Source organism: Cellulosimicrobium sp. 22598, from assembly GCF_052044445.1.
In the GTDB taxonomy this organism is placed as follows: domain Bacteria; phylum Actinomycetota; class Actinomycetes; order Actinomycetales; family Cellulomonadaceae; genus Cellulosimicrobium; species Cellulosimicrobium cellulans_G.
This window is the reverse complement of record NZ_JBQEMZ010000003.1, coordinates 102,390-129,376: the sequence shown is the minus strand read 5'-3', so window position 1 is coordinate 129,376 and position 26,987 is coordinate 102,390. Positions and strand designations below refer to the sequence as shown.

Genomic DNA, 26,987 nt, shown 5'->3' with positions numbered 1-26,987 from the left:
GTGGTTCTCGGGCGCTCAGCCGTCCTCGGCCGTCGGCGCGTCGTCCTCGCACTTCTTGGTCACGACCATGACCGGGCACGCCGAGTGGTGCAGGACGGCCTGGCTCGTGGAGCCGAGCAGCAGCCCGCGGAAGCCGCCGCGCCCGCGGGAACCGACCACGACCAGGTCAGATGCCGTCGAGAACTCCGTGAGGAGCTCGGCGCCCGTGCCGTCGAGGACGATCCGCTTGATGGTGAGCCCGGGATGCTCCGCCTCGTGGCGGTCGATGATGACGTTGAGGCCCTCGGTGATGTCCGCGAGCACCTGCTCGTGGTCGATCGACGCGGGCAGCCACGCCAGGAGGCCGGCACCGGCACCGACCGGGACACCGGCGACCGCGACGAGCTCCGCGTCCCAGGCCTGGGCCTGACGGATCGCGTGGCGCAGGGCGATCTCCGCCGACGGCGACCCGTCGACGCCGACGACGATGCGTCGCAGGGGCTTCACGGTGAGGGGCTCCTGCGACGCTCCTTCCTCGCTCTTCGCCTCGGAGCGGTAGGGCACCACGACGGTCGGGCAGTGGGCGTGCGCGGGCAGCGCCGAGGAGACGGTGCCGAGGAGCCGCTCGGTGAAGCCGCCCCGGCCCCTCGTGCCGACGACGACGAGCGAGTGCTCGCGCGACATCTCGACGAGCACGCCCGCGGCGTCGCCCGTCGTCACCGTCGCGGTCGTGCGGACCCCGGCCGCCTCGGACCGCGCACGCGCCTCCTCGAGGACCGCCCGGGCGCCCTCCTGGATGGCCGAGTCGTCGAGCGCCGCGTAGCCGCCGTCCAGCGACGCAGCGGTGAACGACGGCAAGGAGTAGGTACAGACGATGTGGAGCGGCCAGCCCACCCGCAGCGCGTACGCGGCGGCCCAGTCCAGGGCGTGCAGGCTCGGTGCCGAGCCGTCGACGCCGACGAGGACGGATTCCGTGCGGGTCATGAGCGACTCTCCTCTCGACGGCCCGGTGCCATCGGACGACCAACCTAGCCGAGACCAGCGCGCCCGTCCGTCTGCCACGAGTCACGAACACGTCAAGAATGCCACGAACCCCGCCTCCTCGCGACGATGCGCGAGGTGACGGGGTTCGTCAGGCCAGTGACCGCCAGGGCCCTGGGGCGTGGGCGATCAGGCCACGCGGATGAACGTGGGGTTCGACTGCCAGATCTGACGGAACTGGACGGTCTTCCCGGGGCGCGGGGCGTCGATCATCATGTTGTCGCCCGCGTAGATCGCGATGTGGCCCGGCGTCCAGATGAGGTCGCCCGGCTGCGCCTGGTCGCGCGACACCTTGGTGCCGACGGAGCCCTGGGCGCTCGACGTGCGCGGCAGGCTGATGCCGACCTGCGCGTAGACGTAGCTGGTGAATCCCGAGCAGTCGAAGCCGTCGGGGGTGGTGCCGCCGTAGACGTAGGGGACGCCCACGTAGCGCGCGGCGATCGAGACGATGGTCGAGCCGTAGGCCGAGGCGGGAACCTCGACGGCCGCCTCCTGCTGGGCAGGAGCCTCGGACTGGGTGGACTGACGCTCCTGCGTGCGGCTCGTCTGCGTGGTGCGGACGGGCTCCGGCTCCGGCTCCGGCTCGGGGGCCGGGGTCACGGTGACGGGGGCCGCCGCCTGCTCGATCGTGAACGCCGCGTCGGCCGCGACGGTCACCGCGGGAGCGGCCTCGAGCGCCTGGCGCGCCTGCGCGGTGAGGGCGCTGAGGTCGACGGCGTTGAGCTTGCCGGACTCGTTGTCGACGGGGGCCGCGGTCGCGGGGGCGGCGGCACCGATCATCGAGACGATGAGGCCCGAGGACGCGGCGACGACGGCGGTGCGGCGACCGACGGTCGACATCTGGTCCGACGCGGCCTGGGCGATGGAGCTGAGTGGCGTCACGGGACGCCGCGCCGCGCGGTGGCGGGCGCGAGTCGTGCTCACGGTCACTTTGTGCCTCTCCAAGACGCCTGCGAGGTCAGCTGTCGGGTTCGGGTGGAAGAGTCACCCGGCCGTCAGGACCGAGGTCCGTCGGGCTTCACCCCAAGGGCGCTGTCTCCAGCACCCGGAAGTGGGTCCCCCGTCCCTGTCATCGGGTCGTCGTTGGCCTCTTGCGGTGACAGGGTTAGGCGTTCCGCGCGAGGACTCCGTCGAATGGGTATTCCGATGGAGCAGCACCGACCGTACAGGACGCCCCGGCAAAAGTCACGTTCCCATTACGAATCGACGCGGACGATCATATCGCCCCAGGTCAGCGCCCATTTGCCGGTGAACGGGCGGCTAGCCCCGGGCGACGAAGAGGTGACGCGCGACGTCGTCGGGCAGGTCCAGCACGACCGCCGCACCCTCCCCCTGCACGGTCGCGCCGCCGTCGCCCGTCGACCGCACGACGAGGGTGCGACGGGGCAGCACCTCGGCCTCCGCGAGGCGCGCGAGCAGCTCGACGTCGACCTGGATCGGCTCGGCGATCCGCTGCAGCACGACGCGCGTCTCCGCGCCGTCACGGCCGTGCTCCGCGAGGAACACCGGGAGCGAGACGACGCCGTCGAGGAAGTCGACCTCCTCGAACTGCTCCCCCAGCTCCGGCAGGCCCGGGATCGGGTTCCCGTACGGGTCGAAGTGGGGGTGGTCGAGCAGCCCGATGAGGCGCTCCTCGACGAGCTCGCTCATCACGTGCTCCCACCGGCACGCCTCGGTGTGCACGTACTCCCAGTCGAGCTTGATCACGTCGGTCAGCAGGCGCTCGGCGAGGCGGTGCTTGCGCATGACGCGCGTCGCCTTGTCGTGGCCGACGGACGTGAGCTCCAGGTGGCGGTCGCCGGTGACGACGACGAGGCCGTCGCGCTCCATGCGCGCGACCGTCTGCGACACCGTGGGTCCCGAGTGACCGAGGCGCTCCGCGATGCGCGCGCGCAGCGGGACGATGCCCTCTTCCACGAGCTCGTAGATCGTCTTCAGATACATCTCGGTGGTATCGATCAGATCGGTCACGTCACGCTCCCAGTCGCTCGTCGGCTCGGGGCGCCCGGTCGTCGTCGCCGCGGGGCGCCTGCCCGCACCGGCGGGCCGCTGGGGGACAGTCTATGGCGAGCCCGTGACCCGGCCTGGGGACGGCGCGGGAGAACCCGTGGCGCCGGTCCCGCCCCACGGCTCCGGCACCCCCTCCGCGACCCGGCGACCGCCGTCGTCGCCCGTCCGCGGACACCGCTCCCGACCCGGGCGCCACGCGCGTAGGGTGACGGCGTGCCCGATCCCGCGAACGCCACCATCACGATCCCCTCGGACCTGCTGCCGGCCGACGGCCGGTTCGGCTCCGGGCCGAGCAAGGTCCGCGCCGCGCAGGTCCGCGCCCTGTCCGACGCCGGCGCGTCCCTGCTCGGGACGTCCCACCGTCAGGCGCCGGTCCGCGCGGTCGTGCGCCGGACGCGCGACGGGCTCGCCGAGCTCTTCGCGCTGCCCGAGGGGTACGAGGTCGTGCTCGGGAACGGCGGCTCCACGACGTTCTGGGACGTCGCCACGGCGAGCCTCGTGCGCACCAAGGCGCAGCACGCCGCGTTCGGCGAGTTCGGCGCCAAGTTCGCCGCCGCGACGACGTCGGCGCCGTTCCTCGAGCCCTCGCAGGTGATCTCGGCCCCCGCCGGGTCCGTCGCGCTGCCCGAGCCGGCCGACGACGTCGACGTGCACGCGTGGCCGCACAACGAGACCTCGACGGGCGCCATGGCTCCGGTCCGACGCGTGGAGGGGTCGCGCGAGCGCGGCGCGCTCACGCTCGTCGACGCCACCTCGGGCGCGGGGGCGCTCCCCGTGGACGTCGCCGAGACCGACGTCTACTACTTCGCGCCGCAGAAGGTCTTCGGGTCCGACGGCGGTCTGTGGCTCGCGCTGTGCTCGCCCGACGCGCTCGCGCGCGCGGAGGAGGTCGAGTCGAGCGGCACGCGCTGGGTGCCGGAGTCCCTCTCGCTGCGCACGGCGGCGGCCAACTCGCGGCTGGACCAGACGCTCAACACGCCCGCGATCGCCACGCTCGTCATGCTCGCGGAGCAGGTCGAGTGGATCCTCGGCAACGGCGGTCTCCCCTGGGCCGCGGCCCGGTCGGCCGAGTCGGCAGCCCACCTCTACGGCTGGGCCGAGGCGCGCGAGTGGGCGACGCCGTTCGTCGCCGACCCGGCGCAGCGCTCCACCGTCGTCGGCACGATCGACCTCGACGACGCGGTCGACGCGACCGCCGTCGTGGCCGCGCTCCGCGCGAACGGGGTCCTCGACGTCTTCCCCTACCGCAAGCTCGGCCGCAACCAGCTCCGCGTGGCGATGTTCCCGGCGATCGAGCCCGACGACGTCCGCGCCCTCACGGCGTGCGTCGACCACGTGGTCGCGCACCTCGCCTGACCCGAGAACCGCCGAGCACGCCCCCACCCCGCGTCGAGCACGACATGAGGGTCGTCATGGCTTCCATGACGACCCTCATGTCGTGTTCGACGCGGGGTGACGGGCGTCAGGCGGCGCGGGCCGCTTCCTCCGCGTCCTCGATCCCGAGGCGACGGCTCGTCTCGGCGCGGGCCGAGCGGTCCGCCGGGGTGCCCGCGTCGAGGTAGCGGACCACGAGGTGCGGGCGCTGGAGGACGCGGTAGCGGACCTCGAGGTGCCAGTTGCGCACGGCCCAGACGGCGGCGCCCACGGCGACCAGGCCGGCGGTGATCGACCCGACGCCGATGGCCCAGCGCGGCCCCCAGGCCTCGGCGATCCAGCCGACGAGCGGCGACCCGACCGGCGTCGCGCCGAGGAACACGATCATGTAGAGCGACATGACGCGCCCGCGCATGACGGGGTGGACGGACATCTGGATCGTGGAGTTGGCCGCGGTCATCATCGTCAGCGACGCGAGGCCGACGGGGATGCAGGCGATCGCGTAGCTCGGGTAGGTCGGCATGAGCGCCATGACGCCCGTCGCGACGGCGAACCCGAACGCGGACCCGATGACGAGCCGGACGCGCGGGCGCTCGCGCCGCGCGGCGAGCAGAGCACCGGTCAGCGACCCGATGGCGAGGATCGACCCGAGGATCCCGTACTCCCCCGGGCCCTTGCCGAACTCGACCTTGGCCATCATCGCGGACGTGAGCTGGAAGTTGAGCCCGAACGTCGACACGACGCCGACGACGACCATGATGACGATGATGTCGGTGCGCCTGCGGACGTACCTGATGCCCTCGCGGATCTGCCCCTTCTCGCGCGGGGCGCTGGGCAGGACGTGGAGCTCGCGCGTGCGCATGTACACGAGCGCGAGGATCGTCGCCCCGAACGTGACGCCGTTGAGGACGAAGAGCCAGCCCGAGCCGACGGCCGCGATGAGCAGACCGGCGACGCCGGGCCCCACGAGTCGCGCGGCGTTGAACGACGCGCTGTTGAGCCCGACGGCGTTGGACAGCTTGTCGGCGGGGACCATCTCGGCGACGAACGTCTGGCGCACCGGGTTGTCGAACGCGGTGACGACGCCGAGGAGCCCGGCGAACACGTAGACGTGCCAGAGCTCGACGCGCCCGGACAGGACGAGGGCACCGAGGCCGAGGGCGAGCACACCCATCGCGCCCTGCGTGGCCATGAGGAGCCGGCGGCGCGGGAGCCGGTCGGCGAGCAGGCCCGCCCACGCGGACAGGGCGAGCACGGGCGCGAACTGCAGCGCTGTCACGACGCCGACGGCGATGCCGGAGTTGTCGGTGAGGTCGGTGAGGACGAGCCAGTCCTGCGCGACGCGCTGCATCCAGGTGCCGACGTTCGCGACGAGCGCGGCGCCGAACCAGACGCGGTAGTTGTAGTACTTCAGGGAGGAGAACGTCGCGCTCATCGGGCGGCGATCCGGGTCAACAGCTCACTGGCGCGGGCCAAGGTCTCTCTTTCGTCGGGGGTGAGGGAGGACAGCTGCTGCGTGAGCCACGCGTCCCGGCGGCGGCGGGTCTCCTTGACCTCGCGCACGCCGGCGTCCGTGAGCCGCACGACGACCTGACGCCGGTCGCTCGGGTGCTCGGTCTTCTCCACGAGCCCCATCTCGACGAGGGCGTTGACGGCCCGGGTCATCGACGGCGGCCTGACGCGCTCGTGCTCGGCGAGCTCGCTCGGCGACATGGCGCCGTGCTTGTGCAGGACCGTGAGCACGCCGAACCGCCCCTCGGGGAGGTCGGCCTCGCCGCGCTGGGCACGCAGGCGGCGCGAGATGCGGGTGAGCGCGACGCGGAGCTCGCCGCCGAGCGTCGCGGGCCGGCACTGGCTCCGGGAGGGGGCAGTGGGGTCCGCAGCAGGCATGATAGTTACCTTAACTCATTACCTTGAGTAAAGAAAGGGGCGCACGTCACCCCCGCGGGGCAGAGCGGTGAGGGGTGCGACCCGGGTCAGGGCACGTAGGCGACGACGGTGCGGCCGTCACCGCGTGCGACCACCGGCCCCGTCCCGTGCGGGACGAAGACCGACTCGCCGCGCGCCAGGCGCACCTCGACGGAGCGCGCACCCGAGCCTCCGGCGAGCGTCACCGCACCGTCCAGGCACAGCACGACGCGCGGACCGGCGTCGGGCAGGGCCACCGGGCCCGTGACCCGGCCCGCCCGGAGCGCGAACTCCGCCACGGGCGGGCGGTAGGTGACGAGGCCGGAACCGTCCTCGACCAGCCGCGGCCGTGCGGCGGGTCCGGGCGTGCACGTGGCGCACTCGAGCAGCGCGTCGACGTCGACGAGCTTGGTCGTGAGCCCGGCACGCAGGACGTTGTCCGAGCTCGCCATGATCTCGACCGCGCACCCGGACAGGTAGGCGTGCACGTGCCCCGAGGGCACGAACATCGACTCCCCGGGGGCGAGCGTGACCCGGTTGAGCATGAGGGAGACGACGGCGCCCGGGTCGCCCGGGTGCTGGTCCGCCAGCGAGAGCACCGTGGCGTCGGCACGCTGCGACGTCCGACGAGGAGCCCCGGACGCCGGAGCGGCACCGGTCCCGGACGCTGCCTCGGCCCGGGCCCGCACCGACGCGACGGTCCGCGCGAGGTCCGCCGCGACGTCGGGCTCGGAACGCGCGTGCAGGGCGAGCGTGAACGCCGCGCGGACGCCCGCCTCCGTGGGGCTGGCGAGGAGCGCCGACCGCATGCGCCCGACGAGGTCGCCGTCGAGGCCGTCGAGGAGCTCGAGGATGCGCGTCGGACGGCGGAAGCCCGACAGCCCCTCGAAGCGCGTCACCGCCACGACCATCTCGGGCTTGTGCTGGTCGTCGTGGAAGCTGCGCAGCGGCGAGTCGCGCGCCACGCCCTCCCGGTTCTCGCGGTTGAACCCGGCGCGCGCGAGGTGCGGCCGCGGGTGGACCTGCAGCGAGAGCGCGCGCTCGGCGGCGAGCACCTTGAGCAGGAACGGCAGGCGGGGCCCGTGCTGGTCGAGCACGCGCTGGCCCAGGGCCCCCACCGGGTCCGCGCGCACCAGGTCCGCGAGCGTCGTGCCCGATGCCGCCGGCACGCCCGGTCGCGCCTCGGCCGGGCGCCGTTCGCCGTCGGGCACGACGCGCGACGGCGCGAGCGGGTGCGCGCCCATCCACAGCTCGGCCGCCGGACGACCGTCCGGTGCCACCCCCAGGAGGTCCTGGATCGCCGACGTCGAGCCCCAGTCGTACGGCTGGACGGTGTTCTCCAGCCGGTAGAACGCGGGCGGACGAGCGGCGGGGAGGGCGTCGACCGACGCCTTCCCCGACCGCTCGTCCGCCGCGCTCGTCATGGGCCGAGCCTAGAGGCCCAGCGCCTCCCGGATCGGGCCGAGGAGGAAGTACACGAGGAACATCGCCGACGCGACCCACATGAGCGGGTGGATCGCGCGGACCTTGCCGAGCGCGAGCTTGATGACGACGAACGCGAGGAATCCCGCGCCGATGCCGTCCGCGATCGAGTAGGTGAACGGCATGACGATGATCGTGAGGAACGCCGGGATCGCGATCTCGACGTTCTTCCACGAGATGCCGGCGATCTGGGTCATCATGAGGAACCCGACGAAGACCAGCGCCGGTGCGGCGGCCTCGTAGGGCACGAGCGCGACGAGCGGCGACAGGAACGTCGCGAGCAGGAACGCGACGCCCGTGACGACCGAGGCGAGACCGGTGCGCGCACCCTCGCCCGCGCCGGTCGTGGACTCGACGAAGCTCGTGTTCGACGACACCGAGCCCGCGCCGCCCGCGGCCGCGGCGAGCGAGTCGACGACGAGGATCGCGCGCGAGCGCGGCGGGACGCCGTCGGCGTCGTTGAGGCGCGCCTCGGCGCCGACGGCGACCATGGTGCCCATCGTGTCGAAGAAGTCCGCGAGCAGGAGCGAGAACACCAGCAGGATCACGGTGACGGTCGCGATGTTCTGGAACGAGCCCAGGAGCGAGAACTGGCCGAGGAGGCCGAAGTCCGGGACCTGCACGACGCCGTCGAACGTGGGCGCGTTGAGGTTGAAGCCGTTCGGGTTGGAGCCGTCGGGCGCCTTGGCGCCGATGTGCAGCGTGTTCTCCAGCGCGACGGCGAGCGCGGTCGCGGTGAGGATCGCGACGAGCAGCGCGCCCTTGACCTTGCGGACCCACAGCACGATCGTCAGCACGAGGCCCACGACGAACACGAGGATCGGCCACGTGCCGAGGTTGCCGAGCGCGAGGAGCGTGCCGCTGCCCGCGGTGACGAAGCCCGCGTTGACGAGGCCGATGAGCGCGATGAAGAGGCCGATGCCCACGCTGATGGCCGTCTTCAGCTCGACCGGGACCGCGCGGAAGACCGCCTCGCGGAACCCGGTGAGCACGAGGAGCAGGATGATGAGGCCCTCGATGACGACGAGACCCATCGCGTCCGCCCAGGTCACCCCCGGCAGCGAGGCGATGGAGTACGCCACGACCGCGTTGAGGCCCAGCCCGGCCGCGAGGCCGAGGGGGAAGTTCGCGAAGACGCCCATGGCGATCGTCATGACGCCCGCGACGAGCGCGGTCGCCGCGGCGATCTTGCCGAAGTCGGGCGCGTCGCCGCCGCCGAGGAACTGGCCCGTGCCGTCCTGGACCGTCCCGATGATCAGCGGGTTCAGCACGATGATGTAGGCCATCGCGAAGAACGTGACGAGACCACCACGGATCTCGGTGCCGACCGTCGAGCCGCGCTCGGTGATCTTGAAGAAGCGGTCGATCGCGCCGGACGCGGGGGCAGGCGCGTGCTCGTCCTCGTGGACGGGGGTGGGTGTGGACATGGTGAGAATGCTGCCAGAACCCTGTGACCGCGCGGTAACACGCGGGACACGGTCCGGCATCGTCCCCGGTGGGCGTCCGCCCACGTCAGGCGGCCCCGACGGCGGCCAGCGTCGCCCCGGGTGTGCTCGACGCCACGTCCGCGCCGTCGTGGCCGGTCCTGCCGCGACCGCCGAGCGCCGTGGGGCGCGGCGTGCCGGCCCCGTGCCCGAGCCGCTCCGCGGTCGCGAGGTCGGTGACGGTCCGGGGAGCGCCGGTCGCGAGCTGCACGGCGTGGAGCGCGTCGAGGATCGCGGCCGCCCGCTCGCCGGCCGGGCCGGCAGGGACCCCGTGGACGAGCCGGGCCGGGTGGAGGACGTCGACGACCGCGTGCCCGGTCCGGTGCTCGTCGGGGACCCACGCGACGGTCGCGCGGACGCCGTCGGCGACGAGGCCTGCCGCAAGCCACTCCGCCGTCCCGGCGGGGACGCGGGCGCGCCCGACGACCAGGTCCCCGGGGCCGAGGTGCGGGGCGAGGTCGTCGAGCGCGTCGCGGAGCGTCACCACGCGCGAGACGCCGTCCGGGTCGGGGTCGGGTCCCGCGCCGACGCACAGGACGTGCACCCGCGCACCGGCGACCGCCGTGCGGTCCGTCGTCGGGCGCAGCCGCCCGCTCACGAGGCCGAGCGCGAGGAGCCGGTGCAGCCGCGGCTCAGCCGCGTGGCCCAGGCCCGTGCGGAGCGCGTCGAGGGCAGCGGGGTCCGTGTCGTGGAGCACGACCTCGTGGCCGGCGGCCGCGAGGGACGCCGCGTGCAGGACGCCGCGGCGACCGCATCCCGAGACCGAGACCCGCACGACGCACCTCCCCGCGCCCGACCCTGCATCCCGGCGGGCCTCAGTAGGCCCCGGAGCCGGAGAACACCGCGCGCGCCGTGCGCGCGAGAATGAGGAAGTCGCCGAACATCGTCCAGTTCTCGACGTAGTAGACGTCGAGCCGGACGCTCTCCTCCCACGACAGGTCCGACCGGCCCCCGACCTGCCACAGCCCCGTGAGACCCGGCTTGACCAGGAGGCGACGACGCACCTTCTTCTCGTACTGCTGCACCTCGCGCGGCAGCGGCGGCCGCGGCCCGACGAGGCTCATGTCGCCGCGCAGCACGTTGAAGAGCTGCGGGAGCTCGTCGAGCGAGTAGCGGCGCAGCACGCGGCCGACGGGCGTGACGCGCGGGTCGTCGCGCATCTTGAACAGCGGGCCGGCACCGTCGTTCTGCTCCTCGAGGTGCTGGACCTCGCGGTCGGCCCCGGCGCGCATCGACCGGAACTTGAACATGGGGAACGTCCGTCCGTTGCGGCCGACGCGCTCCTGACGGAAGAGCACCGGGCCGCGGCTGGTGAGGCGGACGGCGAGCGCGACGATCACGAGCACCGGGAGCGCGGCGAGCGTGATGAGCGCCGCTCCCGCCCAGTCGATGACGGACTTCACGGCGAACTTGGGGCCGGTGAAGCGCGGCGCGTCCACGTGCAGGAGCGAGACGCTCTCCGCCGGCGTGATGGTGATGCGGGGACCGGCGACGTCCGCGAGCTCGGCCGTGAGCATGAGGTCGACGCCGTACGGCTCGAGCTCCCAGCCGAGCCGGCGGACGACCTCGGCCGTGATGGCGTCCGAGCCCGAGACGGCGACGACGTCCGCGCCGACCCGCGTGGCGACCTCGCCCGCGTGCCGCAGCTCCCCGAGGACGGGGACGCCGCGGATCTCCTCGCCCGCCCCGAACCCGCCCGACGGGACGCACACGCCCACGACGCGGTACCCCGACTCGTCGCGGCCGTTGAGGTCGCGGATGAGCCGCTCGGCCTGGTCGCGGTGACCGATCGCGAGCACAGCCGACCGCATGCGACCGTGGGCCCGCTGACCGTGCAGCCACTGCCGCCACGCGTACCGGCCGAGGAGCAGGCCGCCGAGGCCGATCGGGAACGCGAACGCGAGGTACCCCCGCGCCTCCGGGAAGCGGAGCAGGAACGCGAGGACCGCGAGGACGGCGAAGAGGCGCCACGACGCGTCGAAGATCCGGTGGTACTCGGTGGGGCCGCTCCCCATCACCCGCGGGTCGCGCGTCCGGCTCGCGACGAGCGAGACGGACCAGGCGACCCCGACCAGCAGGCTGAGCACGACGTACGGAACGCGTGCCTCACGGACGGGCTCGTCGATGAACTGGTCCCAGCGCAGGAAGTAGGCGACGAGGACGGCGACGACGATCACGGCGGTGTCGGTGAGCAGGAGCCGGCGCCGGTAGGCGACCTCCCAGCCCTGGGCCGCGAACGCGGCGCGCGCGGCGCGGATCCGCGCCGCGGGAGTCGTGGAGAGAAGGGTGCGCAGGCTCCGCCTGGCGTCCTCGGTGACGCTGTGGGACATGCGTCCACCTCCGGTCGGTTCCACACCCTGCATGGCGACTCATCCTAGGGTTCAGAAACTGCGGGAACGAGGGTTGCCAGGGGGTTTCACCCGGGTGAGAAGACGTTCCGCACCGTCACGGTCGGAGTCGTCCTGAGGGGCAGGATCCTGCGGATCTCGTGCCGCGCTAGCCGCTCGGAGAAATAGATTGGACGGGTGTCCAGGTTCCACGTTCTGCCGAAGGTCCGGATACATCGGACGAAGGTCCCGAAGCGATGTGCGGCCCGGCGCCGACCAGATCCACCTGGACGAGTGACCATGTGTGGAGGCCGTAGCGCGGCGCCTGCATCCTAGCGTGCCGTTGCGAGCGGTCCCGACGTGTGTTCACACCAGAAGGAGATGTGGTGCAGGTCACGGGTGTGACAGCCAGGAGCGGGTGAAAAACCGCGCGGTGGCTACGATGCCCCTGTGCCCTCGTTCGTCACGCTGCTGCTCCACCCCGACCGCCGCCGCCCCGACCCCGGGCCCTGGCGGGTCGACCTGCGCGTCGTGATCCTCGTCGGCATGGGCCTCTGGACCGTCGCGCTCGTCGTGTGCACGGCCCTCCTCGCGACCGGCGCGATCACGCCGCGCGCCGTCGCGACGTGCGGCGTCGGCCTCGTCCTCGGCCTGCTCGGCCTCGTGTGGGAGCGCCGGAACCGCACCCGCTACCGCGCGTCCTCGGACGACTGAGGGTCGTCCCAGGCGGTCCGCGCGAGCGCGTCCTGCGCCGCGTCGGGGTCGCGGAGCGCCTGCTCGAGCACGAACCGCGCGCCGTGGCGCCCCGTCGCGACCGCGAGCCCCGCCGCGAGCCCGGCCGGGCCGGTCGCGTGGACCACGGCGTCCGCTCCCCCGCCGTGCTCCACCCACCACGGCACCGCGACCCCGCCCACGCGCAGGTCGTCGTGACGTTCCCAGGTGCGGGGCGCCGCGCCGTCGAGGACCGCGCGCACCGCCTCGGGGACGTCGCCACGACGGCCCGGGGCGTCGGGGGCGGGCGCGGTGCGCGGGACGGTCCGGACGTCCAGGAGGTCGGCGACCTCGGCCAGCAGACCCGGCGGCGCCGGGAGGACCGCGCGGACGGGTGACCACATCGGGTCGGGGGCGACGGCGACGTCGTCCGCGCCGACCACCAGCACCGCCCCGGCACGCAGCGCGGGCAGGCGCTCGGGCGGCGGGTCCAGCCGCTCGCCCCGGGCCGCGAGGGCGCCGAGCGCGCGCCAGAGCGTCAGCGCGGCCCGCGCGTCGACCGCCTCTCCGACGTCGGGCAGGTCGTCCAGCAGCTCGACCCACTCGTCCGGCGCGAGCTCCGCGAGGTCCCGCACGCCGCCCAGCGCGGCCAGCACCTCGTCGTCGAGCCCCGCCACGTCCGGCGGGGCCGGGCGCAGGAACGGGACGTGCCGGAGGCCCGACCCGAGCGCGAACGCGCCGCCGAGCTCCTCGCGCAGCCACCACGCGGTGTAGGAGCGCGCCGTGGTGGTCCGACCTCCCTCGGCCCGCACCGGGGCGAGCAGCGCCTCCCGGGTCCCGGGCTCCGTGGCGAGGCGCGCGAGCGCGTCCGGCCACGCCGCGTCGGCGACCGCGTCGAGGTCCGCGACCGCGAGGACGTCGCCCGCGTACGCCTCGGGACCGAGCGTCGCCGCGAGGTACGCGAGGTACCCGCCCCAGTCGGACAGCCAGCCCTCCGGGGCGTGCGGGTCCAGGTCCGGCTCGTCGTCCGACGCCGGCGTGAGCACGTCGCGCACGCGCAGCACCCCGAGCCCGTCGGCCGCGCCCACCGCGCGCAGCACCGGCTCGCCCCAGCGGTCGACGACCGCGGGATCGACCAGGTCGAGCGTGTCGAGCGCGTCCGCGGCCCACGTCCCGGGCAGCGCGCAGCCGCGCACGGGCGACCAGCCACCGTCCGCCGTCGGCACGGGCAGCTCGCCCCACCAGAAGGGCAGGCCCGCCCGCGCCGGGTCCGGTGCCGCGCGCACCGCGGCAGCGACCAGCGCGAGCAGCCGGCCCACGTCCGCCGTCGGGTCGTCGCCCGCGTCCGCCGCGTCCGAGGCCGCCAGGACGCGCTCGCGCACCGCCCCCTCGGAGAGCACCGCCCGGAGGTGGGTCGCCCGTGCCCCGAGCCGTTCGAGCAGCGGGTGCGCGGCCCGCGGGTCGACCACGCGCAGCCCGAGCTCGGCCGCGTCGCGCGCGTCGAGCGCACCGCCGTCCGACGGCTCGCCCGGCCCGGCGTCCAGGAGCAGGAGCCCGCGCGCGCCGCGCACGACCTGCCCGCCGAGCAGCGGCACGGGGAGCGCCCCCAGGGCCTCGAGCACCGACCTGTCGCCGGCGTGCGGTGCCAGCGCGTCGTACAGCGACCGCCAGCGCGCCGGGTCGGCGACGAGCGGGAGGTCGTCCACGACGTCCGCGAGGTCCACGACCCGTGTGCCGAGCGACCGCGCGACCGCACGGAGCGGCCCCGGGACGTCCACCAGGTGGGCGACCCCCAGCTCGGACCGCACGCGCGCGTCGCCCACGTCCCCCGCGAGGACGCACGCCTCGGCGGGCGTGACCAGGGCCTGCCGCACGGTCGCCGCCGCGCCCCCGTCCTCGAGCACGTCGTCGTCGGCACGGAGAACCCCCGCGGCGGGGCGCGCGACCGGCGCGTCGAGCGGCAGGAGCGGGGTCCGGGCGAGCGCCGCCTCGGCCGACGCGCGGACCTCCGCGTCGACGGCGCTCGCCGGCAGCCCGGTCGGGACGAGGGCGAGCACGTCGGCACCGCGCTCGGGCGCGAGCTCGCCGAGCAGCTCCGCGTACGCACGCCCCGCCGCACGCGCCACGTGCGCGGTGACCGGCCCGGGCGGGACGTGCCGGCGCGCCGGGTCCAGCGGGAAGGTCGCCAGGAGCAGCGCGGGGAAGGTGAGGCGCTCGTCGGTGGGGGTCGGGGCGTGCAGCACGTCGGTGCGCGCCCCGTCGTCCGGGAGCGCCCACGTGACCGACCACCGCGTCGACGCACGCTCCTCGACCGGGCGGTCCGCGAGCAGCGCCGCGTCGATCGTCCCCTCGCGCCGCAGGACGGTCCACCGGTCGGCGACGTCCGCGACCCGTCGCTCCTCGACGCCGTCCCCGGCCACGACGACCTCGGCGAGCGCCGGGAGCGCGAGCAGGAGCGGGTCCCCCACGTCGGCGAGCTCCGCGCGGACGGCGGCGAGGGCGTCCGCGTCGCGCAGCTCGATCTCGACGACCGTGTCGTACCCCGGCGGCACCTCGACACGGGCCGGGAACGGGAGTCGCAGCGCCGGGAGCCGGTCGCCGCGGCGCGCCACCTCGGCGGCGAGGTCCGGACGGTCGGCGACCACGTCGTCGAGCGCGGCGCGCGTGCGCGCGACCGAGAGCTCGACGGCGCGCTCGCCCGTCCCGACCCGGACCCGGTCGGAGACCGCGCGGACCGCGGCGAAGCCGACCCCGAACCGTCCCACCGTGGGCGTCCGACCGTCGGCGTCGCGCGGGCTGCGTCCGGTCGCGGAGGCACGGAGCGCGACGAGCGACGCGACGCCCGAGGCGTCCAGCGGCTCGCCCGTGTTCGCCGCGCGCAGCACCCAGGGCTCGTCCGGTCCCGACGGCGCGTGCAGGCTCAGGCGCAGCCGCCCCGGGACCCCGGCGCGGGCCGCGGCGTCCGCGGCGTTCTGCGCGAGCTCGACGACGACGCGCCCCCGGTACGACCCGTGGGCGTGGTCCTCCTCGGTGTTCGCGTCCTCGCGCAGCCGCGTCGGCGACGACCGCCACGCCTCCAGGACCGCACGGCGCAGCGCGGCCGTCCCGAAGACGTCGTCCGTCACTCCTGCGGCTCGTCTGCCGCCCGCTCGGGGGCCGGCTGCGCGTCGGCCGCCGGGGCCTCCGGGGTGGTCCCCGGGTCGGGGGCGTCGGCCGGTGGGGCCTCCGGAGCGGTCTCCGGGTCGGCAACCTCCGCCGGCGCCCCGGAGGCTGCGACCGCGGCCTCCGGCTCGGCCGTCGCCGCCTCGTCGGCCGTCGCCCCGTCCTCGGCGGGCACCGCCGGCGGGGCGACGGACTCGAGCAGGGAGACGATCTCGACGTGCAGCTCGTCGACCAGGGGGTCGGCGTCGGGCCAGTCGCTCCGCTGCGGCTCGACGTCGGTCTCCGAGTGCGCACCGCACCCGTGGTCGAGGCTCACGACCTTGCCGTCGTCGGGCGACCACTCGTTCGCGCACACGCCGAACACCTGGCCGAGGCTGCCCTGGAGGGTGACGAGGAAGCCGCACGACCCGCACTCCGCGGCCGAGGCGACCGCACCGCGGGCCGTCGGGCCGCGCGAGCCGCGGTACCAGCGCTCGGCGGCCTCGTCCCGACCCTGCGGGGACAGCACGCGGGCGCGCGCGAGGGCGAGCTCGTCGATCGCGACGGCGTCCTGCTCCTCGTCGCCCGTCGGGACGTAGCCGGGCTCGAGGCGCGGGTCGTCGGCGCGGAACGGGAGCACGTCGCCCGGCCCCACGTCGCCGGGCTGCAGGCGCTCGGACCACGGGAGCCACGACGGCGCGAGCAGCGCGCCGTCGCCCGGCAGCAGCTCGACCTCGCACACCGTGGCCGTCCGCCCGCGCGGCACGCGCGCGAGGGTGACGGTCCAGTGCCAGCCGCGGTAGCCGCGCATCGTGCACGCGAACCGGTGGGAGATGAGGCGGTCCGCCTCGGCGAAGGTGCCGAGGTGCTCCCCGACGTCCTCGGGTCGCTCGGCGACCTCCTGGGCCGCGGCGCGCGCGAGCTCGACCGCGCCCGTGAGCACGGCGTCGCGCGCGGCACGCGCGGACACTCCCCGGGAACGCTCCTCGGCAGCAGCCACGGCGACCATGTCAGCCCTCGATCTCGTCGGCGACCACGCGCAGGACCTTGGCGACCATCGTGGCCTTGCCCTTCTCCGGGTAGCGGCCCTTGCCGAGCCCGTCGCGGATCCGGTCGAGCTCCTTGATGAGGTCCTCCACGATGACCGCCATCTCGTCCGCCGAGCGGCGCTTCGCCTTGACCACGGACGGCGCCGGGTCGAGGAACGTGACCGCGAGCGCCTGCGGGCCCCGCCGTCCGTCGGCGACGCCGAAGTCCACCCGGGCGCCCGGCTTGGGCGCGGGGGCGTCGGCGGGCAGCGCGGAGGCGTGCAGGAAGACCTCGCCGCCGTCGTCGTTGGCGATGAAGCCGAACCCGCGTTCGGTGTCGAACCACTTGACCTTGCCGGTGGGCACGTGAACCTCGTTCGTGCTCGTAGGAACCAGAACCCCCAGGCTACCGGCCACGCGGCGGCAAAGCCGCATCCATACCGCTGGCACGCTCCCGGAGCCCGCCGTGCCGCGCCGTCGGTCCGGTCAGCGCGCCGCCGACCGGGCGACCACGCCCGCGTCCGCCCCCGCCCGCAGGGCGACGGCGTCGAACCAGTCGGCGTAGTCGGCCACCGTGCGGTGGAGGTGGCCGAACAGCTCGAAGGACACGGTGCCGAACAGGGTGGTCCAGGCCATGAGCGTGCGCACGACGGCCTCCGCCGGGGCGTCGGCCGCGACGAGCCCGCGGGACGCGACGTACGCGACGGCGGGGGCGACGAGCGCGTCCGCGTCCCCGGCCGACGGCGGGGCGGGCGCGGGGCCCTCGCCGCCCGCCCAGGAGTCGGCGACGACGCGGACGAGGGTCCGCACGACGCGCGTCGCGGGCTCGACGGTGTCCTGCGGCGCCGCGTACCCGGGGACGGGCGTGCCGTAGAGCAGGGCGAAGTCGCCGGGACGCTCGACGCACCAGGCCCGCAGCGCGCGGCACGCGGCGAGCCACCGGCCGGTCAGGTCGTCGCGCGCGACCGCGGCCTCCGCCGCCTCGACCGCGGCGCCGAGCTCGTCGTAGCACTCGACGAGGAGCGCCGTGAGGAGCGCGTCGCGGCTCGGGAAGTAGCGGTAGACGGCCGACGACACCATCCCGACGTCGCGCGCGACGGCCCGGAGCGAGAGCCCGGCGGGGCCGTCGGCGACGAGGCGCGCGCGGGCGGCGTCGAGGATGTCGCGCGTCAGGGTCTCGCGCGCCAGGGCGCGTGCCGTGCGAGGAGCCGTCATCCCGACAGGGTGACAGACGAGAGCGGCGCCCACAAACGAGAGCGGTGCTCTTGCAATGGATGCCGACCCGTGCCATGCTCCTCGACGAAGCGAGAGCACTGCTCTCGGAAAGGAGACCTCATGACCAACGCACCGTCCTCGTCCGACCGGCACGTCGTCGTCGGCGCCGGGCCCGTCGGCCGACACGTCGCCGCCGAGCTCGCGGCCCGCGGGTCGCACGTCACCGTCGTCACCCGCAGCGGCCGGGACACCGGCGTCGCGGGCGCCACCCACCGCGCCCTCGACGCCTCCGACGCCGACGCCCTGACCCGCGTCGCCGACGGCGCCGACGTGCTCTACAACTGCGCCAACCCCGGCGACTACACGCAGTGGGAGCGCGTCTGGCCGCCCCTCGCGACCGCGCTGCTCACCGCCGCCGAGCGCACCGGCGCCGTCTACGCGATCACCGGCAACCTCTACCCCTACGGCCCCGTCGACGGGCCGATGACCGAGGACCTGCCCGATGTCGCGACCGACCACAAGGGGGTCCTGCGCGCCCGGCTGTGGGCCGACGCGCTGGCCGCGCACCGTGCCGGGCGCGCGCGCGTCGTCGAGGTGCGCAGCTCCGACTTCGTCGGGCCCGGCGTCGGGGGCAACGGGCACGTCTCGCGCGTCGTGCCGGCAGCCCTGCGCGGGCGCGCCGTGACGATGATCGGGCGCACCGACCTGCCGCACTCGTTCACCGACGTCCAGGACGCCGCCCGCACCCTGGTCGCCGCGGCGGCCGACCCCGACGCGCACGGCCGCACGTGGCACACCCCGAGCAACCCGCCCCGCACCCAGCGCGAGGCGCTGACCGACGTCCTCGCGAGCGTCGGGCGACCGCCCGTCCGGGTCCGCTCCCTGCGCGGCGCCGGCCTCGCCGCCGCCGGCCTGTTCTCGCCGCTGCTGCGCGAGCTGCGCGACCTCGCCTACCAGTGGGAGCGGCCCTACGTCCTCGACGACACCGCGGCACGCGCCCGCTTCGGGATCGAACCCACGCCCTGGGACGAGGTCTGCCGCCGCACCGCCCGCGGCTGATCACCGGACCCGTCGACATCGGCGAACACAGTCGAGCTCGGCGGTCCGAGTCGAGGTCGGCGGTCGTACGTGCCGACGTCGGCAGAACCTGCCGAACACGTGCTGCGGCCCTGAACGGCACGGGGTCGCCCCGGGGCGCCGTCCACAACCTCCGCACCGTGCGGTCGTCGTCCACAGCTCCGGTACCGCCCGGCCGGCGGTGGTCTCAGGAGCGGCAGGATCTCTCCCCATGCCGAGTCGAGAGCCCCCGACCCCCCTCCACCTCGCGCACGAGCACCTCCCGGAAGAGGTCCGACGCCGGCTCGCCACCGGCGAGTGGGAACGGGTGCGGCGCGGTGCGTACCGCGACACGTCCCCGCCCGACGTCCCGCCCCTCGCGGCGGCGCGGACCCTCGCGGTCGCCCGAGCCCGTGCCGTCGCCCGAGCCCTGCGCGCCGACCCCGTCGTGAGCCACGCGTCCGCAGCGCTCCTGCACGGCCTGCCCGTGTGGGAGCTCCCCACGACGACCCACGTGGTCCAGCCGTACCGCAGGTCGGGATCCGCGGCGCGCGACGTGACGCGGCACGTCGGCGAGGTGGGCGCCGAGGACCGGGCGACGATCCGCGGCGTCACCGCGACCTCGCTCGCGCGCACCGTCGCCGACTGCCTGCGCACGTTGCCCGCGCTCGACGGACTCGTCGTGGCGGACGCGGCGCTCGCGCGGGGCGTCCGGCGGTCCGACGTCGCGGCCGTCCTCGACCGGTCACCGCGAGGTCGCGGATCCCGTCGGGCCCGGCACGTGCTCGAGCTCGCGGACCCGGGCGCGGAGTCGGCCCGCGAGACCTGGCTGCGGTACATCCTCCTGCGGACCGGGTTGCCGCGCCCGGAGACGCAGGTGCCGCTCCGCACCGAGGTCGGTCCGGTGCGGGTCGACCTGGGCTGGACGCGGTGGCGGCTGCTGCTGGAGTTCGACGGCCTGGTGAAGTACCGCACCGGCCCGTCCGGGCTGGCGCCGCGCGAGGACCCGGGCCGCGTGCTCGTCCAGGAGAAGCTGCGGCAGGAGGCGGTCGAGCGCACGGGGAACCGCCTGCTGCGCGTCACCTCCCGGGACCGGCCGTCCCACGTCGTCGCGCGGGTGCTGCGGCACGTCCCGCCCGACGTCGTCCGCGGCCTCCGCCCCGACCCGTTCCTCCCGCCTCTGTGAGCTCGGCGGTCCGGCACGAGGTCGGCACGTTCCGTCGAGATCGGCGGTCCTGACTGCCGATCTCGACCGCGATCACCGATCTCGTGGGACCGGGCCCGGCGCGTAACATCGAACGGATGGCCACCTCCCGGCCCGAGCGGGCTCCGACGTACAGCGAGTCGCTGCGCCAGCGCGACGACGCCGCCCTGGTCGCGCTGCTCCGGCGGCGGCCCGACCTCGCGACGCCGTCGCCCTCGACCCTGCTCTCGCTCGCCGCGCGCGCGATGAACCGGACGAGCCTGGAGCGTGCGCTCGCCGGGCTGGACGAGCTGACGCTCCACGTCCTGGAGGCGGTGCTGGTGCTCGACTCCGTGGGGTCGCCCGCGACGGCGGCGGCGGTCGCGCGGGCGACGGGCGTCGACCGCGCGCGCGTCACCTCCGCGCTCGCCCTCCTCGACGAGCTCGCGCTCGTCTGGACCCCCGGCGCACGGTCGGCCGGGTTCCGCCCGGCGCCGGGCGTCGCGGAGGTCCTCGGCCCTCACCCCGCCGGCCTCGGCCCCGTCGCGGCCCTCGCCGCGGGCGACGCGGGCGCGGCGGGGAGGGGCGACCTGCCCGACGACGCCCCGCCCGGCACCCGGGCGATCCTCGACGCGCTGACGTGGGGACCGCCCGTCGGCGTCGCCCCCCGCGCGGACGCGTCCGCGCGGCGCGCGACGGACTGGCTCGTCGAGCACGGCTACCTGCGCGCGACGGACGAGCGGCACGTCGTGCTGCCGCGCGAGGTCGGGCTCGCCCTGCGCGGTGGCCGCACCCATCGCGACGTCCGGACGGCTCCTCCGGTCCCGGACGTCCGCGACCTCCCGCCCGCGACGGTCGACGCGGAGTCCGCGAGCGCCGGGCTCGAGGCCGTGCGGCTCGTCGCGCGGCTCGTGGCGCACTGGACCGAGCACCCGCCGGGCGTGCTGCGCGCCGGCGGGCTCGGGGTGCGCGACCTGCGGCGGGCCGCCGTCGCGCTCGAGGTGGACGACCCGACGGCGGCCGCGGTCGTCGAGCTGGCCGCGGCGGCGGGGCTCGTGGCCGACGACGGCGACGACCCGCCGACGTTCGCCCCGACGCTCGCCGCGGAGGACTGGCTCGACGACGACCTGGGCGACCGCTGGGCGACGCTCGCCCGCGGCTGGTGGCGCTCGCGCCGCACTCCCTGGCTCGTGGGCAGCCGCGACGAGAAGGGCGCCCTGCGCGCCGCGCTCGACCCGGAGCTGTGGCGCCCCTGGGTGCCCCGGCTGCGGCGGTCCGTCCTGGACGTCCTCGACCTCGCCCCCGGGCGCCCGCTCGCCGCGGCCGACGTCGTCGCGGTGCTGCGGTGGCGCACGCCGCGGGCGGTGCCACCGGAGCAGGCCGTCGCGGGGCTGCTGCGCGAGGCCGCGTTGCTCGGGGTCACCGGTGCGGGCGCGCTCGCTCCCCCGGGACGTGTCCTCCTCGGTGCCGACGACGTGCAGGCGTCGTCCGGGACCGGCCCGACGGACCTCGGCGCCGCCTTCGAGGCGGTGCTCCCGGCCGAGGTCGACGACCTGCTGCTCCAGGGCGACCTCACGGGCATCGTGCCGGGGCGGCCGTCGCGCACGCTCGAGCGGCTCGTCGAGGTCGCGGCGGACGTCGAGTCGCGCGGCGCCGCGACGACGGTCCGGTTCACACCCGACTCCGTCCTGCGCGCGCTCGACCGCGGCGCGACGGCCGACGAGCTCCTCGCCGAGCTCGCCGCGCACTCGCGCACCCCCGTGCCGCAGCCGCTCGAGTACCTGGTGCGCGACACGGCGCGCCGCCACGGCCGGGTCCGCGTGGGGACGGCGTCGTCGTACGTGCGCGCGGAGGACCCGGTGCTGCTCGCGGGGATCGCGGAGGACCCGGCGCTGCGCGGGCTGGGCCTCGCGCTCCTCGCGCCGACCGTGCTCGCGTCGGCCGCGCCCGCCGGGGAGCTCCAGGAGGCGCTGCGCGCCCGCGGCGTGCCGGCGGTCGTCGAGGGCCCGGACGGGCGTGTGCTCGTCGCGGACCGGGCCGGCCGGCGGGGCGCTCCCGACGGCGTCGCACCGTCCCGACGCGGCCGGGTCGCCACCGCGGGGCGGCGCGCGGGCGGGCGCGCGCGGACCGGCGTCGTCCCCGGTTCCGGGGCGCGCGTCGACGAGCCGGGCGGCGCCGCCGAGCGCACGCAGCGGTTCGCGGACCTCGTCGCCCGCCTGCGCGCGGAGGACGCGCGCTCCGCCGAGCGCGCGGGGGACGGCGCGGGCGGGCGGCCCGGACGGACGGCCCTCGCGGAGGGCGACGGGACGCGCGCGGGCGAGCGGACGCCGTCGGGCACGAACGGACGCGCCGACGGGTACGGCCCTGCGGAGGGAACATCCGACCCGGTGGCCGCGTTGGGTCTGCTGCGCGAGGCGATCGCCGACGGGGCGCTGGTCTGGCTCGAGGTCGTCGGACCGACGGGCTCGCAGGACCGCCGCCGCGTCCGACCGCTGACCCTCGACGCGGGACGGCTGCGCGCGCAGGATCCCGCGCGCGACGCGGAGCTGACGGTCGCGGTCCACCGCATCGCGTCCGTCACCCCCGACACCCCGCCGAGGTAGAGCCCTGGTAGCGCGAGGGAGAACCGTGGTCACGACCACGCCTCGACCTCGCGGCACCACGGCTCCACCTCGCGCGACCACGGCTCTACCTCGGCAAGGAGACACATGACCGACGGACCTCTCATCGTCCAGAGCGACAAGTCGCTCCTGCTCGAGGTCGACCACCCGCGCGCCGACGACGCGCGGCGCGCCATCGCGCCGTTCGCCGAGCTCGAGCGCGCCCCCGAGCACGTCCACACCTACCGGCTCACGCCGCTCGGGCTGTGGAACGCGCGCGCGGCCGGGCACGACGCCGAGCAGGTCGTCAACACGCTCATCGAGTACTCGCGCTACCCCGTGCCCCACGCGCTGCTCATCGACGTCGCGGAGACGATGTCGCGGTACGGGCGGCTCACGCTCGCGCAGCACCCGACGCACGGGCTCGTGCTCGAGGCGACGGACCGCGCCGTCCTCGCCGAGGTGCTCAAGTCCAAGCGCACCGCCGGCCTGGTGGGCGAGCGGATCGACGACACGACCGTCGTCGTGCACCCGTCCGAGCGCGGCCACCTCAAGCAGGTCCTCGTGAAGCTCGGCTGGCCCGCCGAGGACCTCGCGGGGTACGTCGACGGCGAGAAGCACGCCATCGCGCTCAGCCCGACGACGCCGCCGCGCGCCGAGGGCGAGGAGCCGAAGCCCTGGGAGATGCGCCCGTACCAGGCGCAGGCGGTGGACGGGTTCTGGCACGGCGGGAGCGGCGTCGTCGTGCTGCCGTGCGGCGCGGGCAAGACGATCGTCGGCGCGGGCGCGATGGCGAAGTCCGGGACGACGACCCTCATCCTCGTGACGAACACGGTGAGCGCGCGCCAGTGGCGCGACGAGCTCGTGCGGCGCACGACGCTCACCGAGGACGAGATCGGCGAGTACTCCGGCGCGCGCAAGGAGATCAAGCCCGTCACGATCGCGACCTACCAGGTGCTGACGACCAAGCGGAAGGGCGTGTACACGCACCTCGAGCTGCTCGACGCCCGCGACTGGGGCCTCGTCGTGTACGACGAGGTGCACCTGCTGCCCGCGCCGATCTTCCGCATGACGGCGGACCTGCAGGCGCGCCGCCGCCTCGGGCTCACCGCGACGCTCGTGCGCGAGGACGGCCGGGAGGACGAGGTGTTCTCGCTCATCGGGCCCAAGCGGTACGACGCCCCGTGGAAGGACATCGAGGCGCAGGGCTACATCGCGCCCGCCGACTGCGTCGAGGTGCGCCTCACGCTGCCCGAGTCCGACCGCATGACGTACGCCGTCGCCGAGCCCGAGGACAAGTACCGGCTCGCCGCGACCGCCGCGGGCAAGAACCGGGTCGTGGAGCAGATCGTCGCGCAGCACCCGGACGACCAGGTGCTCGTGATCGGCCAGTACCTCGACCAGCTCGAGGAGCTGTCGCAGCACCTCGACGCGCCGCTCATCACGGGCGCGACGACGGTCCGCGAGCGCCAGCGCCTGTTCGACGCGTTCCGCTCGGGCGAGATCTCGCGGCTCGTCGTGTCGAAGGTCGCGAACTTCTCCATCGACCTGCCGGAGGCCTCGGTCGCGATCCAGGTGTCCGGGTCGTTCGGGTCGCGCCAGGAGGAGGCCCAGCGCCTCGGCCGCGTCATGCGCCCGAAGTCCGACGGCCGCACCGCGCACTTCTACGCCGTCGTCGCGCGCGACACGGTCGACCAGGACTTCGCGGCGCACCGCCAGCGGTTCCTGGCGGAGCAGGGGTACGCCTACCGCATCGTCGACGCGGAGGACCTGGGCGTCGTGCAGTGACGGGTGGGGACCGCAGCGCAGCAAGGTACCCGCCCGGCACGGAACGACGCCCAGGGCCGACCGAGAACGCACAGGACCTCGCCGTCGTGCAGTGACGGGTGGGGACCGCAGCGCAGCAAGGTACCCGCCCGGCACGGAACGACGCCCAGGGCTGACCGAGAACGCACAGGACCTGGGCGTCGTGCAGTGACGAGGCCCCCGCTCCGTTGAGTGCTGGGGATGTGTCGTCGCGGGGCGGTTCTGCCGACAGATCCCCAGCACTCGGCGCACGTCCCACGATGTGAGAGCGCTCCCAAGGAGTTACTGACAAGACAGTCAGTCGTGGCCTAGGCTCCCCGCATCAGCGCGACGACGCGCTGGCGTCGGCGCGCTGGCGTCGGCTCCCCGTTCGAAGGAGAACACCCACCGTGACCCTCTCGACGACCATCCCCGACGCGGGCAGGACAGCCCGTCGAGCCCGCGCCGCCGGTGCGGGCGTGGCGGCGCTCGCCGTGGCCGCGACGGGCGTGGCGCTCGGTGCGCCCGCCACGGCCGCCCCGGCCACCGATCCCGACCTCGGACCGAACGTCGTCTTCATCGACGACTCGTGGTCGGTGGACCAGATCAACACCTACCTCGCGTCGATCAACGACGAGGCGGAGTTCAGCCAGGACCGGCACGCCGTGTTCTTCGAGCCCGGCGTCTACGGCGACGCGTCCGGCCAAGACGACCCCGCGACGGCGACGGGGATCGTCAACGCGGAGGTCGGCTACTACACCGCGATCGCCGGCCTCGGCGCGCAGCCGGACGACGTGCTCATCAACGGCGCGCTGAGCGTGCAGCCGGTCGTGAGCTGCCCGAACAACCCGTGGAGCTGCCAGGACCCGGGCTCGCTGACGCGCTTCTGGCGCTCGCTGAGCAACGTGGCGATCAACCCGATCCAGCGGCCGGTCGACGAGGACGTGAACCGCCCGTTCCCGGCCGGGATCACCGACCCGCACCAGCTCCGGTTCGCGGTGTCGCAGGCCGCGCCGCTGCGCCGGGTCGACATCCAGGGCGACCTCACGGTCTTCGGCCGCTTCGGCGAGTACGCGAGCGGCGGCTACCTCGCCAACTCGCGCGTCTCGGGCCGCCTCGTGACCGGCTCGCAGCAGCAGTGGTACACGCGCAACTCCGAGGTCGGCACCTGGGACGGCGGCGTGTGGAACATGGTGTTCTCCGGCGTCGAGGGCGCCCCGGCCACGGACTTCGGCCCCCGGTCCGACGGCACCACCGGCAACAAGACGACGCTCGACACGACCCCGCTGAGCCGGGAGGCGCCGTTCCTGTTCCGTGACGGCGAGGACCTCGCCGTGTTCGTGCCGCACGCGCGGACCGAGACGCGCGGCGTCGACTGGTCGACCGACGCCGACGCGGGCCAGAAGCTCTCCCTCGACGCCTTCTTCGTCGCCCACGAGGGCGACTCGGCGGCGGAGATCAACGCGGCCCTCGCGACCGGCAAGAACCTCCTGCTCACGCCCGGCGTCTACCACCTCGACGAGGCGATCCGCGTCGAGAACCCCGACACGGTCGTCCTGGGCCTCGGCTACGCGTCCCTCGCCCCGACGTCGGGCACCGCGGCGCTGGAGATCGGCGACGTCGCGGGCGTGAAGGTGGCGGGCATCACGGTCGACGCCGGACCCGTCGAGTCGGACGTCCTCGTGCGCGTCGGTCCGGCGGACGCGCACGTGGCGGACGCCGCCGACCCGACGACGCTCACCGACGTGTTCGTCCGCGTCGGCGGGCCGTGGGTCGGCAAGGCGACGACGAGCATCGAGGTCAACAGCGACCACGTGCTGCTCGACCACATCTGGGCCTGGCGCGGGGACCACGGCAGCGGCATCGGGTGGGACCAGAACACGGGCGACCACGGCGTCGTCGTGAACGGCGACGACGTGACCGCCACGGGCCTGTTCGTCGAGCACTACCAGAAGAACCAGACGATCTGGAACGGCGAGCGCGGCCGCACGGTCTTCTACCAGAGCGAGATCCCCTACGACGTGCCGAGCCAGGCCGCGTTCATGGACGGCGACCGCACGGGGTACGCGTCGTACCGGGTGGGCGACCACGTCCGGCGGCACGACGCCGTCGGGCTGGGCGTGTACTCGTTCTTCAACCAGGGCGTCGACGTGCGCGTCGCGAGCGGCATCCAGGCGCCCGTCCGCGCAGGCGTGACGTTCCGGTCGATGACGAGCGTCTTCCTCAACGGGTCGGGCGGCATCGAGCACGTCGTCAACGACACGGGCGCTCCCGCCGTCGGCTCGTTCGCGTCCCCGCAGGTCGTGGCGTACCCGACCGACCTCCCCGCGGAGGCCGACGTCACGGTCGAGGCCACGACGCGCTGCCTCGCGGGCACGGCGTACGTCGCGGTCCGGGCGACCAACGGCGGCGACGCGCCGCTCGCGGTGACGCTCTCGACGCCGTTCGGGTCGCGCACCGTCGCGAGCGTCGCCCCGGGCGCGAACGCGTACCAGTCGTTCGCGGTGCGCGCCGCCTCGGTGGCGGCGGGCGACGCTGTCGTCAGCGCGGTCGCCGGAGGCGTCACGAGCGAGGTCAGCGCGCCCTACGCGGCGCTGACCTGCGGGTGACCGACCGCACCGGTCGAGCGTCACGAGGCCCGTCTCCCCGAGAGGGAGGCGGGC

20 protein-coding genes and 1 riboswitch are annotated in these 26,987 nt (G+C 75.1%); of the genes, 7 read left to right on the top strand and 13 right to left on the bottom strand.

Translation table 11 applies throughout. The features are described from left to right. Positions 1-15: 15 nt before the first annotated feature. From ACTJIY_RS04885 to ACTJIY_RS04875, 3 genes are all read right to left on the bottom strand, one after another. The gene (locus ACTJIY_RS04885) at positions 16-963 is read right to left on the bottom strand and encodes a universal stress protein (RefSeq protein WP_440673753.1); all 948 of its coding nucleotides are present in this window, start codon (positions 961-963) and stop codon (positions 16-18) included. A 186-nt stretch (positions 964-1,149) separates the two neighbouring features. Further along, positions 1,150-1,950, bottom strand: coding sequence for a C40 family peptidase (locus tag ACTJIY_RS04880; protein WP_253052723.1), 801 nt, complete (start codon positions 1,948-1,950; stop codon positions 1,150-1,152). 2 nt (positions 1,951-1,952) lie between these two features. Beyond that, positions 1,953-2,113, bottom strand: a riboswitch (cyclic di-AMP (ydaO/yuaA leader). A 167-nt stretch (positions 2,114-2,280) separates the two neighbouring features. Next, positions 2,281-2,991, bottom strand: a complete 711-nt coding sequence (locus tag ACTJIY_RS04875; protein WP_253052721.1) for a metal-dependent transcriptional regulator — start codon at positions 2,989-2,991, stop codon at positions 2,281-2,283. Between the two features lie 252 nt (positions 2,992-3,243). Between ACTJIY_RS04875 and serC the strand changes: the two genes are divergently transcribed. Continuing rightward, positions 3,244-4,386, top strand: a complete 1,143-nt coding sequence (gene serC, locus ACTJIY_RS04870) for a phosphoserine transaminase (RefSeq protein WP_440673752.1) — start codon at positions 3,244-3,246, stop codon at positions 4,384-4,386. 106 nt (positions 4,387-4,492) lie between these two features. On the opposite strand, the gene ACTJIY_RS04865 is transcribed toward serC, so the two are convergent. From ACTJIY_RS04865 to ACTJIY_RS04840, 6 genes are all read right to left on the bottom strand, one after another. After that, the gene (locus tag ACTJIY_RS04865; RefSeq protein WP_440673751.1) at positions 4,493-5,839 is read right to left on the bottom strand and encodes an MFS transporter; all 1,347 of its coding nucleotides are present in this window, start codon (positions 5,837-5,839) and stop codon (positions 4,493-4,495) included. Continuing rightward, positions 5,836-6,294, bottom strand: a complete 459-nt coding sequence (locus ACTJIY_RS04860) for a MarR family winged helix-turn-helix transcriptional regulator (protein WP_253052715.1) — start codon at positions 6,292-6,294, stop codon at positions 5,836-5,838. Before ACTJIY_RS04860 ends, ACTJIY_RS04865 begins: the two co-directional genes overlap by 4 nt. Positions 6,295-6,380: 86 nt before the next feature. Further along, positions 6,381-7,736, bottom strand: a complete 1,356-nt coding sequence (gene manA / locus ACTJIY_RS04855) for a mannose-6-phosphate isomerase, class I (RefSeq protein WP_440673750.1) — start codon at positions 7,734-7,736, stop codon at positions 6,381-6,383. A gap of 9 nt (positions 7,737-7,745) precedes the next feature. Continuing rightward, positions 7,746-9,221 (bottom strand): NCS2 family permease, encoded by a 1,476-nt coding sequence (locus tag ACTJIY_RS04850; protein WP_440673749.1) that lies wholly within the window; start codon positions 9,219-9,221, stop codon positions 7,746-7,748. 85 nt (positions 9,222-9,306) lie between these two features. Beyond that, positions 9,307-10,053: a hypothetical protein gene (locus ACTJIY_RS04845; protein ID WP_353708495.1), complete on the bottom strand. Its 747-nt coding sequence runs from the start codon at positions 10,051-10,053 to the stop codon at positions 9,307-9,309. A gap of 40 nt (positions 10,054-10,093) precedes the next feature. Continuing rightward, positions 10,094-11,608 (bottom strand): sugar transferase, encoded by a 1,515-nt coding sequence (locus tag ACTJIY_RS04840; protein WP_440673748.1) that lies wholly within the window; start codon positions 11,606-11,608, stop codon positions 10,094-10,096. Positions 11,609-12,055: 447 nt separating this feature from the next. Here ACTJIY_RS04840 and ACTJIY_RS04835 point away from each other — a divergent pair, with 447 nt between their 5' ends. Then, complete coding sequence (locus tag ACTJIY_RS04835; RefSeq protein WP_253052702.1) at positions 12,056-12,319, top strand: DUF2530 domain-containing protein; 264 nt, start codon at positions 12,056-12,058, stop codon at positions 12,317-12,319. Here the strand turns inward: ACTJIY_RS04835 and ACTJIY_RS04830 are convergent. The 4 genes from ACTJIY_RS04830 to ACTJIY_RS04815 all read right to left on the bottom strand — a co-directional run bounded on the left by ACTJIY_RS04830 (position 12,295) and on the right by ACTJIY_RS04815 (position 17,700). Then, positions 12,295-15,441, bottom strand: coding sequence for a sacsin N-terminal ATP-binding-like domain-containing protein (locus ACTJIY_RS04830; protein WP_440673747.1), 3,147 nt, complete (start codon positions 15,439-15,441; stop codon positions 12,295-12,297). The two genes, ACTJIY_RS04835 and ACTJIY_RS04830, sit on opposite strands and share 25 nt — an antisense overlap. Continuing rightward, on the bottom strand, positions 15,438-16,466 hold the full coding sequence (locus ACTJIY_RS04825) for a DUF3027 domain-containing protein (RefSeq protein WP_253052696.1): 1,029 nt from the start codon (positions 16,464-16,466) through the stop codon (positions 15,438-15,440). Before ACTJIY_RS04825 ends, ACTJIY_RS04830 begins: the two co-directional genes overlap by 4 nt. A gap of 1 nt (position 16,467) precedes the next feature. After that, positions 16,468-16,851, bottom strand: coding sequence for a cold-shock protein (locus ACTJIY_RS04820; RefSeq protein WP_253052694.1), 384 nt, complete (start codon positions 16,849-16,851; stop codon positions 16,468-16,470). 120 nt (positions 16,852-16,971) lie between these two features. Then, on the bottom strand, positions 16,972-17,700 hold the full coding sequence (locus tag ACTJIY_RS04815) for a TetR/AcrR family transcriptional regulator (RefSeq protein WP_253052692.1): 729 nt from the start codon (positions 17,698-17,700) through the stop codon (positions 16,972-16,974). Positions 17,701-17,820: 120 nt separating this feature from the next. Between ACTJIY_RS04815 and ACTJIY_RS04810 the strand changes: the two genes are divergently transcribed. The 5 genes from ACTJIY_RS04810 to ACTJIY_RS04790 all read left to right on the top strand — a co-directional run bounded on the left by ACTJIY_RS04810 (position 17,821) and on the right by ACTJIY_RS04790 (position 26,933). Further along, complete coding sequence (locus tag ACTJIY_RS04810; RefSeq protein WP_440673746.1) at positions 17,821-18,759, top strand: NAD-dependent epimerase/dehydratase family protein; 939 nt, start codon at positions 17,821-17,823, stop codon at positions 18,757-18,759. Between the two features lie 229 nt (positions 18,760-18,988). Continuing rightward, positions 18,989-19,942, top strand: a complete 954-nt coding sequence (locus ACTJIY_RS04805) for a hypothetical protein (protein WP_440673745.1) — start codon at positions 18,989-18,991, stop codon at positions 19,940-19,942. A 116-nt stretch (positions 19,943-20,058) separates the two neighbouring features. After that, positions 20,059-22,542, top strand: coding sequence for a helicase-associated domain-containing protein (locus tag ACTJIY_RS04800; RefSeq protein WP_440673744.1), 2,484 nt, complete (start codon positions 20,059-20,061; stop codon positions 22,540-22,542). Between the two features lie 105 nt (positions 22,543-22,647). After that, complete coding sequence (locus tag ACTJIY_RS04795) at positions 22,648-24,327, top strand: DNA repair helicase XPB (RefSeq protein ID WP_253052684.1); 1,680 nt, start codon at positions 22,648-22,650, stop codon at positions 24,325-24,327. 407 nt (positions 24,328-24,734) lie between these two features. Continuing rightward, entirely contained in the window at positions 24,735-26,933 is a 2,199-nt protein-coding gene (locus ACTJIY_RS04790) for an adenylyl cyclase (RefSeq protein WP_440673743.1), read from the top strand. Positions 26,934-26,987 lie beyond the last annotated feature (54 nt).